The organism is Undibacter mobilis (genome assembly GCF_003367195.1).
Classification (GTDB): domain Bacteria; phylum Pseudomonadota; class Alphaproteobacteria; order Rhizobiales; family Xanthobacteraceae; genus Pseudolabrys; species Pseudolabrys mobilis.
This window is the reverse complement of record NZ_QRGO01000001.1, coordinates 256,270-269,274: the sequence shown is the minus strand read 5'-3', so window position 1 is coordinate 269,274 and position 13,005 is coordinate 256,270. Positions and strand designations below refer to the sequence as shown.

Genomic DNA, 13,005 nt, shown 5'->3' with positions numbered 1-13,005 from the left:
TGGAGATGTGTCTGCATTCCGGGTTTGCCGCTTTCGCGGCGCCCCTGAATGACGAAAATCACTAAAACCCCTTCACCGCTTCCTGGATATGCTCGACCGCCGGCGGGGCGGCGAAGCAGTGGCCGACGAGGGCGCGCCATTCCTGGAAATCCGGCGAGCCGCGGAAATCGACGGTGTGGTTCTCCACCGTCTCCCACGCAACGAACAGGCGGTAGCGCTGCGGCATCTCGATCGAGCGTTCGAGGCGCATGGCCTTGCAGCCTTTGGCGCGCTTGAACACCGGGGCGGCCTTGGCCACGCCGGCTTCGAACTCGGCTTCCATGCCGGGCTTGACCTCGATCTGGGCGATTTCCGTAACCATCGTCGATTTCCTTCCTGCTATTTCATCAGGCCGAGCATGCGCGGCAGCCAGTCATAAATGGACGGAACGTAGGTGACAAGCAGCAGCACCACGGACATGCACGCCAGCAGCGGCAGCAGCGGCGGCAACAGCTTGTCCATGGATATCTTGCCGACCTTGAGCGCGACAAACAGGGCGGTGCCGACCGGCGGCGTGGTCAGACCGAACGACAGGTTGATCACCATGATCAGGCCGAGGTGGACCATGTTGATGTCGAACTTGATCGCCAGCGGGATCAGCATCGGCACCAGCATGATCAGCGCCGGCGTCATGTCGATGAACATGCCGACGATCAGCAGAAAGACGTTGAGCAGCAGCAGGAACGCCCACTTCGACTGGATCAGGTTGAAGAAGTTCTCGGCGAGCAGTGTCGGCAGGTTCTCGTAGGTCAGAATCCAGGAGAACACCGAGCAGGTGGCGATCAGTAGCATCACCACGGCATTGGTCAGGCAGCATTCCCACATGATTTCCGGCAGCTCGGAAATCTTGATCTCCTTGTAGACGAAGACCGTGAGGATGAGCGCATAGACCGCGGCGGCGGCGCCGGCCTCGGTCGCCGTGAAGATGCCGGAGATGATGCCGCCGAGGATGATCACCATGGTGAAGACGCCGGCCATGCCGTCGATCACGCGGATGATCTTGTCGCGCATCGGAATCACCGGCAATTCCTTGCGGTGATAGAGCTTGCCGTGGACGAAGGAGGCGGCCATCAGCGACATGCCGATGAGGACGCCGGGGATGACGCCGGCGAGGAACAGCGCGGCGATCGACACGTTGCCGGCAACATGGGCGAACACGATCATGCCGATGGACGGCGGGATGATCGGCCCCATGGTCGCGGCCATCAGCACGATGGCGGTGGCGAAGCGGCGGGAATAGCCATCCTTCTCCATTGCAGGGATCATCATCGAGCCGATGGACGAGACCTCGGCGACTGCAGACCCAGTGACGCCGCCGAAGAACATCGAAGCAACGCAGACGATCTGCGCCAGCGAGCCGGGCAGCCAGCCGACCAGCACCTCGGCCATCATCACCAGGCGGCGCGCGATGCCGCCACGCGCCATCAGCACACCGGCGAAGACGAAGAAGATGACCGCGAGCAACGGAAACGTATTGATGGCGGTCAACATGCGCTGGACGATGGTGGCGTTGTCGACCCCGGACAGCAGGAAGGTCGCGATCACCGAAGCGACGCCGACCGCAAAGGAAATGGGCAAGCCGACGATGACAAGGACGATAAAGGCCAGTCCGAGAATGGCGAGGGTCACGGGCGCTGCTCCATGCCGACGGTTTCGACCGAGGCGCCGGCGATGGCGCCCGCTTCCTTGCTGCGCAATTCGTCGATCATGACCTTGATCGAGAACAGCATGATCAGGAAGCCGGAGATTGGCATTGCCGGGTAGTACCAGTAGTTGGTGTAGGGAATCGTCTCCATCAGGTCGGAGCCGAAGTCCTGCACGAAGGTTATGCCGTAGCGGAATACGATCCAGCCGAAGCCGAACACGAGAAGACTCAGCGCCGTGCCCAATACGCGGCGCGGGCCGTTCGGCAGGGCATTGAACAAGACGTCGAAGCCGACGTGCTCGCGGCGCAGCACGCAGCTTGCGGCGGCCAGAAACGAAATCCAGATCAGGAGATAGCGCGGGACCTCTTCGGTCCACGACACCGCCTGGCCGAAGCCGTAGCGCGCGATCACCGCGGCGACAACGATGACGAAAAGCGCGGTGGCAAGCACGATACAGACGATGCGCACCAGCGCGGCGGTGAGTGCGACGAGGCGGTCGAACAGGCTCAAGACAGTATCCACGGTTTCCCCCGAACAAGAAGGGCGGCGGTTATCCGCCGCCCTTTGCTGTGCGTCCTGCGGTCGACGATCAGAAGTTCTTCTGGCTGTCGAGGATGAAGGCGACGGTCTTTTCGACGCCGAGCCGCTTGGCTTCCTCGCTCACCATGCCCGACACCGCCTTCACGAACGGTGCCTTGTCCGGGGTGATGATTTCCTTGAACTTGCTCTTGAGTTCGGCGAGGTCCTTCACTTCCGACACATACCAGGCGCCGCGCATATAGGCCTGGGCCCGCGCGCCGGCTTCGGCGACGGCCTTCTTCTGATCGTCGTTAAGCTGATTCCACAGCTTCATCGACATGATCATCACGTCCGGAATGCGCATGTGTTCGTCGAGAGTGTAGAACTTCGACACCTCGTAGAACTTCTTGGCGACGACGGAGGGATGATTGTTCTCGGCGCCGTCGACGACGCCGGTCTGCAGCGCGGTGTACAGCTCCGACCACGCCACCGGCACGCCGGTTGCGCCGAGCGCCTTCATGGTATTGACCATCACCGGCGAGGCCATCACGCGGATTTTGGCGCCCTTGAGATCGTCGGGCGTTCGCACGGCCTTGTCGGTGAAGAAGTTGCGGGCGCCGGAGTCGATATAGCCGAGCACCTTGATGCCTTTATCCTCCAGCGGCTTGGCCAGCGCGGCGGCTTCCGGCTGAGCCAGGAACCACCAGAAGTGGTCGGCATTCTTGAACAGGAACGGCAGCGAATACATGTCCATCGCCGGCACGACCTGGTTGAGGTTCGAGGCCGACACGGTGGTGAAGCCGATGGTGCCGTTGCGGATGCTCTGCACATTGGCGACGGCGTCGCCAAGCTGAGTGTTGTGATAGACTTCGACCTTGACCGTGCCCTTGGTCAGGATTCCGACTTCGCGGCCGAAGTATTGCTCAGAATAACTGGCCGGATGGTCGGTCGGCTGAATGCCGGAATATTTGGTGACGATCTGCTGCGCGTGTGCGGCCGTGGCCGTAACGATGGCAGCAGCCGCGAGTGCGGCGAGTTTCTTCATGCAAACCTCCCTGGGAATTATGTATTTTTTGCTTGGGAGGGAGCGTAGATAGAGTTGTATGAACTTGTCAATTTGCCGCAAGTGCGATTGTGCGCCGCACTCAGACTAAATTTTTATAGGGCGCGCAGCCGCCGCAACGCCCAGTAAGTGACCGCCCCCGCCGTAAAGGCGACGCACAAAGCGAGCCAGCTCCCGCCATCGGTGTTCTGCAACGGCATGTCCTTGGTGTTCATGCCGAAGAAGCCTGTAACTAAAGTCGGAGGCAGCAGGCATGCCGTCAGGATCGACAACGTAAAAAGCCGTTTGTTGGTAAGGGCGCTGACCTTGGCGGCGGCCTCGTCGAGCAGCAGGCGGGCGCGCTCGTAAAGCGAGCCGATTTCGTGGTCGATGGCGTCGAGCTTCTGCGCCAACGCTCCCACCGCCTCGGCCGCGGCCTTGTTATGCTGCGCCAGCCGCGGCTCGAGGCGCGCGAACATGGTTTTGAGTTGCGCAAGCTGGCGATGAACGCGCACGGTCTGCATCCGCACCTTGCCGACGCGGCGCTGTTCGTCGGCCGGCTCCTCGCGCATGACGTTTTCTTCAATGCCGTCGAGTTCGTCGCCGAGGCGTTCCGCCATGCGCGCAATGGCGTCGGCGAACTGGTCGATGATGGCATCGAGGAAGGACACGACGCTCGGAAAGCGCTTGCCGCTCTCGATGGCGCGGCGGTTGTGCTCGACGGAATGCACCGGCTGCTGGCGCGCCGTGATCATCATGCGTTCGGTCATGACGAAGCGGAGGCGCACGATGTCATCGCTCTCCTCGACCAGGCCCTGATGCAGATCGGGCACCACGCCGACGATTTCGTCGCCGATGATGTCGAGGCGCAAGTGCTTGTCCGGTCCGGACAGCACTTCGCGCGCCATCTCGGACAGCGGCGCATAGCTCGCGATCCAACTGCGGCAACGATTGTCGGCGAGCGCCAGGTGCACCCAGATCCAGGCGTCGCGATGGTCGCTCAAGGCGTCATCGACGCGGTCGTTCGGAAGCCGCTCCGCGGTGCCGTCGGCCGAAAACCGGTAGGCCCAGACGATGCCGGTTGCGGGATGGACGGTCGCGATATCGGTGTGCATAGCGCTAAAGGTGCTGCGCCATGTGACAGGGCGATGACAGCCGCTATACGTTTTGGCCCCGGGCGGCCTTGGCCCGCAGGCATGACGGGCAGAGGCAATCGGCGGCGGCCTCCAGTGACGGCATCGGCAGGCGAAAGGGCTCCGCCGCGCACCAGCATCCAACATCGCCGCTGCAGGTGAACGTCGTGCCGCAGGCGGCGCAAGTGAGCGTGCGCGCGGACGTCGGTTGCGGCGTGACGGTCATGGCTCGCCGGCCCCGATGTAGCCGCCGATCATCCAGACGCCGCCTTCCTTGACGTAGCAGAGCTGGTCGTTGCCGACCGGCGCCAGGGCATCGATGGTGATGAAACCGACTTTGCCGGCCGGGGTCAGCACCCGCATGTAATTCGGATTGACCGACCCCTCCGGCAGCACGCGCACGAAGGCGAGTCCGAGCTTGTCGATCACCGGCGCGCTGGCCTGGGGCGTCGCCCTGACATCGGTGCCTGCCATGAGCGGATAGCCCCAGGTGGCGGCGTCGGTCTGCGTGTCCTTGAGCAACGCGGCGAAGGCCTTGGTGTCGTAACGCGGCTCGGCCGGCCCGCAGACTGCGTTCTTGCGGCTTTGCGCAGGCGAGGCGCTGGGGTCGTCGGCCAGTCCGGCGAGCATGTCCCAGCCGACGCCATCCTTGTTGGACAGACCGAGCGCGGCCGCGAGCACATCCATGCCGGACCGGCCCTTGGCGGCGTCGGCACCATCGCGGTCCCAGAAGAACCCCTTTGCAACGAGCTTGGCCAGAGCGGCGCGATCGCGGTTCCTGGCGGCTTCGGCAACCTTGGCGCGCAACACAGTGAAGTCCCCATCCTTCATCTCGGCCGGTGGCGTGATGGCGACGGCGCGGTAAGGCTTGCCGGCGACGGCCGGCGCGGCTTGCTGTGCGGCGGCTCTTTGCGCCTGCACGGGAACAGCCGCCGCTGCCAAGGCGACAGCGAGCAGAGCGGTCGTCAGGATCGTGTTCGGCATCGCGCCGCTCCGGGCCGGAAGAACTGGTGTGAATCTACCACAGATGATGCGGCAGAACCGCGATCCCTTTTCAACTTATCCGCCGCGGACGAACCGGTCGCTGTTCCATGCGGCCGCGCGCGGCGCCGGCGGGCCATTCTCGAAAAGTTGCTACGAATTCAGGCCGCCGCTTGTTGCCGCGTTCTGACGATGCCGGTAGATGAAAATCCCTGCCAATCTCCCTCTTGTCCAGAGATCAACATGCCCGCCGCACTGTCACCTTATCTGATGCCGATCGCCTTGCTGCTCGGCTCCAATATCTTCATGACCGCCGCCTGGTACTGGCACCTGAAATACAAAGAGGTGCCGATCCTCAGCGTCATCTTCATCAGTTGGGGGCTGGCTTTCGTCGAGTATTGCCTGGCGGTCCCGGCCAACCGCCTCGGCAGCGACGTCTATTCGGCGGCGCAGCTCAAGACGATCCAGGAAGTGATCACGCTGGTGGTGTTTGCCGGATTTTCCGTCCTCTATCTCAAGCAGGGCCTGACGCTGAACCACCTCGTTGGCTTTGCCCTGATCGCGTCGGGCGCGTACTTCATTTTCCGCGGCCCGTTGTGATGGCCGGCACCGGTCGCTGGATCCCGTGTGAGGCCGATGCGCGCTGATTACTTGGCCGGCGCGACGCGCAGGATGCGGCCGTCGTCGGCGTCGGTGAGCAGATAAAGCGCGCCATCGGGGCCTTGGCGGACATCGCGGATGCGCTCGTTGAGGTTTTGCAGCAAGCGTTCTTCCTTGACTGGCTTGCCATCCTTGATGTCCAGCCGCGACAAGAACTGGCTGCGCAGCGCGCCGCTGAACAGGCTGCCCTTCCACTGCGGGAACAGGGTGCCCGTATAGAAGGTGAGGCCGGACGGAGCGATCGATGGCGTCCAGTGCCACACCGAATCTTCCATGCCTTCGGCTTGCTGCTTGCCGGTGCCGACCGGGGTGCCGTCGTAATTGACGCCAAAGGATACTACCGGCCAGCCGTAGTTCCGGCCGGGCTTGATGATGTTGATCTCGTCGCCGCCACGGGCGCCGTGTTCCTGTTCCCACAGCGAACCGTCGGCCGGATTGATGGCGAGGCCTTGCGGGTTGCGGTGGCCGTAGGACCAGATGATGGCACGGGCATCGGCGCGGTTGACGAAGGGATTGTCCTTCGGCACCTCGCCAGTCGGTGTAATGCGCACGACCTTGCCGAGATCGTTGTCGAGCGTCTGCGCCATGTCGCGATCGGTGAAATGGTCGCCGGTGGTGATGAAGAGATTGCCGTCCGCGCCTTGCACGATGCGGCCGCCGAAGTGATTGCTGCTCGACGGCGGGCCGGACTGCTGGAAGATCACCTTCACATCGCGCAAGGCCGGCGCTGCGCCGGCATCGAGCACGGCGCGGGCGAGCGCGGTGCGGCCACCGCCGCTGACAGGCTCCGCGTACGAAAAATAGAGCGTGCGGTTCTGCGTGAAATTGCGATCGAGAATAATGTCGAGCAGGCCGCCCTGGCCGCGGGCGAACACCTTGGGCACATTCTCGACGGGCTTCGACACTTCGCCCTTGGCCGTAACGATGCGAAGGCGGCCAGGACGTTCGGTCACCAGCATGCGGCCATCAGGCAGGAAGGCGAGGGCCCAAGGATGATTGAGCCCGCGCGCCACGGTTTCGACCGCAAGCGGCCCAGCCGACGACGAGTAAGTCTGCGCAGCTGCGGCCACCGGCGCGAGAGCGAGGGCGGCAGCTAGAGGAAGATGGCGCAGCATGATGGTCACCTCGTTCAGCGATCAGGACGCAAACGCGCCCATTGCCACCTTAACGCGGCAGACCAGGAAAAAGGGCTGCGGATTAGTGCCGCGGTTTGCGCACGCCCGGCAGCAGCGACAAGCCGCCAACGGCGAGGAAGGCCAAGCCGAGGATGAGCGCGATGGTGAACAGGCCGCCGTCATTGTCGATGACGCCATCCAGCGCGCTGGCCCGCGCGATGCCGACCGAGACCGCGGTCGCGGCGATGAGGGTGGCAACGGTCAGGCCGGCAATGGCGGCCAACTCGGCCAGCACGACACGCCGGGCTTCTACGCCCGGGGCGTCAGGGTCCGCCGGACCCCGGAAACCTTCGACTTTACGGTGCTTGCGCATGACGAAACCGTCAAAACCAGCCGTTTCGAATGTTGAATCGTTCTTCTTTCTAACGCCGGAACCCGGCGCTGGTTCGACCCGATTGTGGCGAAGGCATTCAGGAACCGGGGCGGTTTGGTGGCAATGATGGTTAACCGCCCGTTAATGCCGGGGGAGAGGACGCGCGGTTCCGGGGGCGTTACGCCGAAGGCGGGTACATCCATGACCGCACCTGGTACCCCGCATGGTCCTGCCGACAGGCGCATGGCAGACATTTGTAGTGCGAGTGGTGCCGCGCTGTCAGTGCGAGCGATGATGTGGCGGCAAAGCGATGCTGCTGCTCCACGCACTGTCGAAATTCGCTTTGTGCTGGGGCTTTTCGCATTCGCGTTGCGCGGAAACACCACGGTGAAATTTTTATCGCGTGTGTCTCACGCTCGCGTGATCCGCGATGCGGGAGTCATCACAACGCATGATATCCTCCATGTAACCACTTGGCGTGGCGCGATCGCGATCTAGATCACCGTTGTCGTTTCAAGAAGGAGACCACGACAATGACCAAGACCATCATCGCTTCGCTCATCGCTGTCGGCTTCGCCACCTCGGCTTTCGCCAGCGACGCGTCTGAAGTGCTGCACCAGAACGTCAACCAGCCGGTCGTCGCCCAGCAGACGCAGCAGCTGCGCGGTACGCAGGCTTATGCCTACGCGCCGGCGCACAACAATGCGTCCTACACCAGCGCCGAACAGCGTGCGTTCGATCGTGCCACTGAGGCTGCGCTTTCTCAGTAACCGAAGCGCGGTGCTATCGGTCCGTTCGGAGGCGCAAGCCTCCGGACGGCCGATGCTTTTAGATGAGATTGATGTGAAGACGGTTCGCGGCTCATGGCCGCGATTTCATTCAGCGGCAACCGCTGTGGGCTGCTCATCCATCGCCACATAACCCGGTTCTTCGACGACGCGACCGAGCCAGGCCTTGACCGCCGGGAACGGCGTCAGGTCGAAATCGCACAGATGCGCGACATGCGCATAGCCATAGAGCGCAATGTCGGCGATGGTGAAGCGATCCGCGACGAAGAAGTCGTGCTTCGCCAGATGCATCTCCATCACGCGCAGCGCGCGGTTGCCGTTCTCCATCCAGTCATCGAGCGAATGTTCCTGCAGCTCGCGGCCGCCTTTGACCAGCGACAGCCAGAAATAGGCGGCGCCGATGTTCGGCTCGAGGCTGCTCTGCTCGAAGAACATCCATTGCAGCGCCTCGGCGCGCTCGATCGGGTCTTCAGGCGCCAGTTCGGTGCCGCGCGCGACGTACCAGAGAATGGCGTTGGACTCGGCGAGATAACGATTCGGCGCGACCTCGAGCAGCGGCACGCGGCCGTTGGGATTCATGGCGAGAAATTCGGGGGTGCGGCTTTCGCCCTGCAGGATGTCGACTTCGACCAGCCTGTAGGGCATCGCGAGCTTGGCCAGCGCGAGGCGGACCTTGTAGCTGTTGCCCGAACGCTGCATCGAATAAAGGGTATACATTGGAGCGCCTCCGAAGCAGGCTCAATTGTCGGCGCCGACACGCATGGTCCGGCGCAACGCGGTGCTTATGAAACGTCAGACTCGGGCAATTGCATGGCCACCGTATCATGCGGCCGCACGATGTTTGCGCTAATTTTACGGCCTCAAGCGCAGAACGATTCCAGCAATCTTCGTACATGCAGAAGATTTATGCCGTTTGCGATTCGATGATGTCCGGGGCGTCGGTACGGAAGGCCCGGTCAAGCAGCCAGACGAACGACAACAGCAAGACAGGAACGCCCAATGGTATGTGGGTGAATTGCGCAAACGAACGCGCGATCAAGGGCACCAGCCAGAGCGCGGCGAGCAGCGTTTTCTGCCACGGCGCCGGGCCGTGCCGGGCTGCATCGGCGGCAAGAAAGGCGATGGCCGGCGCGATCAGCATCAGGTCGTAATCGAGGCTGTACGGCGTCGCCAGAATGGAGCCGATCAGGAGTGCGGCAGCTTTCTCGGCAAATCTTGAGCGGCCGCGCCAGATGACAACAAGCGCGGTGGCGACCGCCACGGTTGTCGCCGCTTGCGCCGCGTAGGCGAGCGGCAGGCCGGCGCCCCACATTCGCGCCCATGAGAAGACGCTCTGGATCTTGTGCCATCCGGTGCCGCCCTGTTCGAGTACGACCGTGCGGGTGAACTCACCGCTGGCGAGGAAAGCGCGCCAGACCTCGACGCCAAAGGCCGCGGTCACAGCGAGCGCCATCAGCGCCACGGTGACGCCGGCTGCGATGAAAACGCGCCAGCGGCCGGTGACGAGGAGCACCAGCGGAATGAGCAGTCCGAATTGCGGCTTGTAGGCGAGACAGCCGATGAGGACTCCGGACAGGATCGGCCGGCTGTCCAGCGTCAACAGCGCGGCGGCAAACAGCGCCGCGGTGAGGAAGCCGTTATGGCCGTGGCCGAGATTGATGAACACGGCCGGGTAGGCGAGGGCGAGGAGAAGCCACAGCTTCTCTATCCCGCCCCCGAAAGGGAACGATAGCCAGCTCGGCGGGCCATTCTTTCCGGCAAGTGGAGGAGGGATAGGAAGTACGGCTCGTATGGCCAGCAGGTACAAAACCAGCGTCACGCCCTGCCAGACGGCCAGCGCCAGCAGATAGGGCATGGTCGCCAGCAGCGCCGCCAGCCCGAGAAAGAACGGCGGGTAATGCCAGCCGTAAAACGGCGTGACCGCACCGAAGATCGCCTGTTCGCGGCTGTGCTGGGCCGCGGGGTCGAAGGGTTTGGCCGGCTCGCCCTCCAGCACATAGGTGCCGGCCGCGTAGATATTGGAAAAATCGGACCCGATCGGCCGGCCGGAATAGTCGTTCAGACCGGTCGCGGTGGCGAGAATATAGAGCAGGCCGAACAGGGAGGTCGCTAGAACGGCCAAGCCGACCAGCCGGGCCCGTTCCCGGGAGACCCAGGCGCCGGTGCGCAGGTTGTCGAACAGTCTGGCCATGGGCCGGGTCTAGCAAAGCGGGCTTAACGCTTGGTCATTCCGGGGCCGACGTCCTCCTGATGTGTCCCGGAATGACGAAGGGCGGGAGGGCGAAACGCCCATCAACAGCGCTGATGGGTGGATCATTCAAACCGCCTTGCAGTGCAGCCCACTGCGCTTTAGACCCTCCGCGCACCTGAATTTTGGGAGATTTGACATGGCCTTCCTCGCCGACAGCCTCAAGCGCATCAAGCCATCGCCCACCATCGCGGTGACCGATAAAGCGCGCGCGCTGAAAGCGGCGGGCCGTAACGTCATCGGCCTCGGGGCCGGCGAGCCGGACTTCGATACGCCGGACAACATCAAGGAAGCGGCGATCAAGGCGATCCGCGAAGGCCGCGCCTCGAAGTACACCAATGTCGACGGCATTCCGGAGCTGAAGGCCGCGGTCGCGGCCAAGTTCAAGCGCGAGAACGGCCTCGACTACAAGCCCTCGCAGATCACCGTCGGCACCGGCGGCAAGCAGGTGCTGTACAACGCCTTCATGGCGACGCTGAACCCGGGCGACGAGGTCATCATCCCGGCGCCGTACTGGGTGAGCTATCCCGACATGGTGATGCTGGCCGGTGGCACGCCGGTCGAGGTCGTCTGCTCGATGGACTCCGGCTTCAAGATCACCGCGGCGCAGCTCGAGAAGGCGATCACGCCGAAGACCAAGTGGTTCCTGCTGAACTCGCCGTCGAACCCGACCGGCGGCGCCTATACGCAGGCCGAGTTGAAGGCGCTGACCGACGTGCTCGTGCGTCATCCGCATGTCTATGTGATGACCGACGACATGTACGAGCACCTGGTCTATGACGACTTCAAGTTCTTCACGCCGGCGCAGGTCGAGCCGAAGCTCTACGAGCGCACGCTCACCATCAACGGCACGTCAAAGGCCTATTGCATGACCGGCTGGCGCATCGGCTATGCCGGCGGTCCCGAGCCACTGATCAAGGCGATGGCGATGCTGCAGTCGCAGTCGACGTCGAACCCGGCGGCGGTGTCGCAGTGGGCGGCGGTCGAGGCGCTGAACGGTCCGCAGGACTTCATCGCCAAACACAACGTCATCTTCAAGGGGCGCCGCGACCTCGTGGTGTCGATGCTCAATCAGGCGAGCGGCATCAAGTGCCCGATGCCGGAAGGCGCGTTCTATGTCTATCCGTCCTGTGCCGGCACCATCGGCAAAACCACGCCGGGCGGCAAGAAGATCGCGACCGACGAGGACTTCGTCACCGAACTGCTCGAGGCCGAAGGCGTCGCGGTGGTGCAGGGCTCGGCCTTCGGCCTTGGTCCGGCCTTCCGCATCTCCTACGCCACCAAGACGTCGGACCTCGAAGATGCCTGCCAGCGCATCCAGCGTTTCTGCGGCAATTTGAAGTAGTGTTTTTCCGCCGCGTAATTGCGGCGTGGTATGTCAAAAGCTAAAGGCCGGCACACGTAAAGTGTGCCGGCTTTTTTAATTTGACGGCCGTCGGAACTTTGCGGGTTCGCTTCCGTTGGCGCGGGACACAGAATGCAGGCGCGCACAGGAGACGGAAACATGACAGACCTCGCCACCAAGGCATCAAACGTCAAGGACAATTTGAGCGACGAACTCAATAAGGGCACTTCGCGCGTTGCCAATTCGGCCAATGACGCGAGTGCCGATCTGACCCGTGACATGGCCAAACTCAAGGACGACATGGCCTCGATCCAGCAGACCTTGTCCAAGCTCGTCTCCAACGCCGGCAGCGAAGCCTATCGCACAGCGCAGAACATCGGGTCGAACGTCGCCGAAGAGGTGAGCGGCCTTGCAAGCCAGGCGGCGAGCACCGCGACTGCGCAGGTCAAAACCTTCGCCGCGGAGCTTGAGAACACGGCACGGCGCAATCCCCTCGGAACCGTGTGCGGCACGTTGTTCGTCGGCATCGTCATCGGCATGCTGTCCCGGGGCCGCAACTGATGTGGAGCACCTTGCGATCCGTGGCCGATATTGTCTTGCAGGGGCAGGCATCCCGCCTGATGCTGCTCGCGCAATCGTATAAGGATCGCACCATCGCTGACGCCAAGCGGCAGGCGGCTGCCGCCGGCGTTACCGCGGCTTTGGTGGTGGTCGGGCTGGCATTCACCCTGGTTACGGTGCTGTTCGGTCTGGCCGCGCTTTATCTTGCGGTGGCCATGGTGCATGGCCCGTTCGCCGGGCTCGCGGCTGCCGGCGGCGCGTCACTGGTGATCGCGCTGCTGACGTTCACTATCGTTGCCATCCGCACCAATGCCGCGCGTCAACCGTCGCCCGATTTTGCCACTATTAAGACCGAGGCGCGTGACATCTTGCGCAAGAGCCAGCGCGTTGCATCTGGGGCGGGCAACCGAACCGAGACAGACGCGGTGGCTCTGAGCCGGCAGACAATTGATGCAGCGGCCAGCGTCGTGCGCGACGGCTCGCGGGAGACGCTGTTGGCCACCTTGGCCGCGACGGCGGTTATCGGCATGTTGATCGGCCGTCGCCGGTAGATTG

General features: G+C 63.2%; 16 protein-coding genes. 6 read left to right on the top strand and 10 right to left on the bottom strand.

What is annotated here, in order from left to right; translation table 11 throughout:
* Positions 1-61: 61 nt before the first annotated feature.
* The 6 genes from DXH78_RS01275 to DXH78_RS01245 form a co-directional block, all read right to left on the bottom strand.
* Positions 62-361, bottom strand: coding sequence for an antibiotic biosynthesis monooxygenase family protein (locus tag DXH78_RS01275; RefSeq protein ID WP_115515363.1), 300 nt, complete (start codon positions 359-361; stop codon positions 62-64).
* 17 nt (positions 362-378) lie between these two features.
* Positions 379-1,668, bottom strand: coding sequence for a TRAP transporter large permease (locus DXH78_RS01270; protein ID WP_168192669.1), 1,290 nt, complete (start codon positions 1,666-1,668; stop codon positions 379-381).
* Positions 1,665-2,195 carry a TRAP transporter small permease gene (locus tag DXH78_RS01265; protein ID WP_168192668.1) on the bottom strand — a complete coding sequence of 177 codons (531 nt, stop codon included), beginning with the start codon at positions 2,193-2,195 and terminating at the stop codon, positions 1,665-1,667. Before DXH78_RS01265 ends, DXH78_RS01270 begins: the two co-directional genes overlap by 4 nt.
* Before the next feature lie 79 nt (positions 2,196-2,274).
* Entirely contained in the window at positions 2,275-3,249 is a 975-nt protein-coding gene (locus tag DXH78_RS01260; RefSeq protein ID WP_115515361.1) for a TRAP transporter substrate-binding protein, read from the bottom strand.
* Between the two features lie 113 nt (positions 3,250-3,362).
* The gene (locus tag DXH78_RS01255) at positions 3,363-4,361 is read right to left on the bottom strand and encodes a CorA family divalent cation transporter (RefSeq protein ID WP_168192667.1); all 999 of its coding nucleotides are present in this window, start codon (positions 4,359-4,361) and stop codon (positions 3,363-3,365) included.
* Between the two features lie 240 nt (positions 4,362-4,601).
* Positions 4,602-5,363 carry a hypothetical protein gene (locus DXH78_RS01245; RefSeq protein WP_115515358.1) on the bottom strand — a complete coding sequence of 254 codons (762 nt, stop codon included), beginning with the start codon at positions 5,361-5,363 and terminating at the stop codon, positions 4,602-4,604.
* 240 nt (positions 5,364-5,603) lie between these two features.
* On the opposite strand from DXH78_RS01245, the gene DXH78_RS01240 reads away from it, so the two are divergent.
* Positions 5,604-5,960: a DMT family protein gene (locus DXH78_RS01240; protein WP_115515357.1), complete on the top strand. Its 357-nt coding sequence runs from the start codon at positions 5,604-5,606 to the stop codon at positions 5,958-5,960.
* Between the two features lie 47 nt (positions 5,961-6,007).
* On the opposite strand, the gene DXH78_RS01235 is transcribed toward DXH78_RS01240, so the two are convergent.
* Positions 6,008-7,135 carry a PQQ-dependent sugar dehydrogenase gene (locus DXH78_RS01235; RefSeq protein ID WP_115517660.1) on the bottom strand — a complete coding sequence of 376 codons (1,128 nt, stop codon included), beginning with the start codon at positions 7,133-7,135 and terminating at the stop codon, positions 6,008-6,010.
* An 82-nt stretch (positions 7,136-7,217) separates the two neighbouring features.
* Positions 7,218-7,508 (bottom strand): hypothetical protein, encoded by a 291-nt coding sequence (locus tag DXH78_RS01230; protein ID WP_115515356.1) that lies wholly within the window; start codon positions 7,506-7,508, stop codon positions 7,218-7,220.
* Positions 7,509-7,709: 201 nt separating this feature from the next.
* Between DXH78_RS01230 and DXH78_RS19720 the strand changes: the two genes are divergently transcribed.
* Positions 7,710-8,006 carry a hypothetical protein gene (locus DXH78_RS19720; RefSeq protein ID WP_168192666.1) on the top strand — a complete coding sequence of 99 codons (297 nt, stop codon included), beginning with the start codon at positions 7,710-7,712 and terminating at the stop codon, positions 8,004-8,006.
* 35 nt (positions 8,007-8,041) lie between these two features.
* Entirely contained in the window at positions 8,042-8,278 is a 237-nt protein-coding gene (locus DXH78_RS01225; protein ID WP_115515355.1) for a hypothetical protein, read from the top strand.
* Positions 8,279-8,383: 105 nt separating this feature from the next.
* Here the strand turns inward: DXH78_RS01225 and DXH78_RS01220 are convergent, their stop codons facing one another.
* Both DXH78_RS01220 and DXH78_RS01215 read right to left on the bottom strand, forming a co-directional pair.
* Positions 8,384-9,013 carry a glutathione S-transferase family protein gene (locus DXH78_RS01220; protein WP_115515354.1) on the bottom strand — a complete coding sequence of 210 codons (630 nt, stop codon included), beginning with the start codon at positions 9,011-9,013 and terminating at the stop codon, positions 8,384-8,386.
* Between the two features lie 187 nt (positions 9,014-9,200).
* Positions 9,201-10,487 carry a glycosyltransferase family 87 protein gene (locus tag DXH78_RS01215; RefSeq protein ID WP_115515353.1) on the bottom strand — a complete coding sequence of 429 codons (1,287 nt, stop codon included), beginning with the start codon at positions 10,485-10,487 and terminating at the stop codon, positions 9,201-9,203.
* Positions 10,488-10,683: 196 nt separating this feature from the next.
* Between DXH78_RS01215 and DXH78_RS01210 the strand changes: the two genes are divergently transcribed.
* From DXH78_RS01210 to DXH78_RS01200, 3 genes are all read left to right on the top strand, one after another.
* Positions 10,684-11,889, top strand: coding sequence for a pyridoxal phosphate-dependent aminotransferase (locus tag DXH78_RS01210; protein ID WP_115515352.1), 1,206 nt, complete (start codon positions 10,684-10,686; stop codon positions 11,887-11,889).
* A gap of 159 nt (positions 11,890-12,048) precedes the next feature.
* A complete protein-coding gene (locus DXH78_RS01205) occupies positions 12,049-12,450 on the top strand; it encodes a hypothetical protein (RefSeq protein WP_115515351.1) in 402 nt (133 codons plus the stop codon).
* Between the two features lie 20 nt (positions 12,451-12,470).
* Positions 12,471-13,001, top strand: coding sequence for a hypothetical protein (locus DXH78_RS01200; protein ID WP_147292550.1), 531 nt, complete (start codon positions 12,471-12,473; stop codon positions 12,999-13,001).
* Positions 13,002-13,005 lie beyond the last annotated feature (4 nt).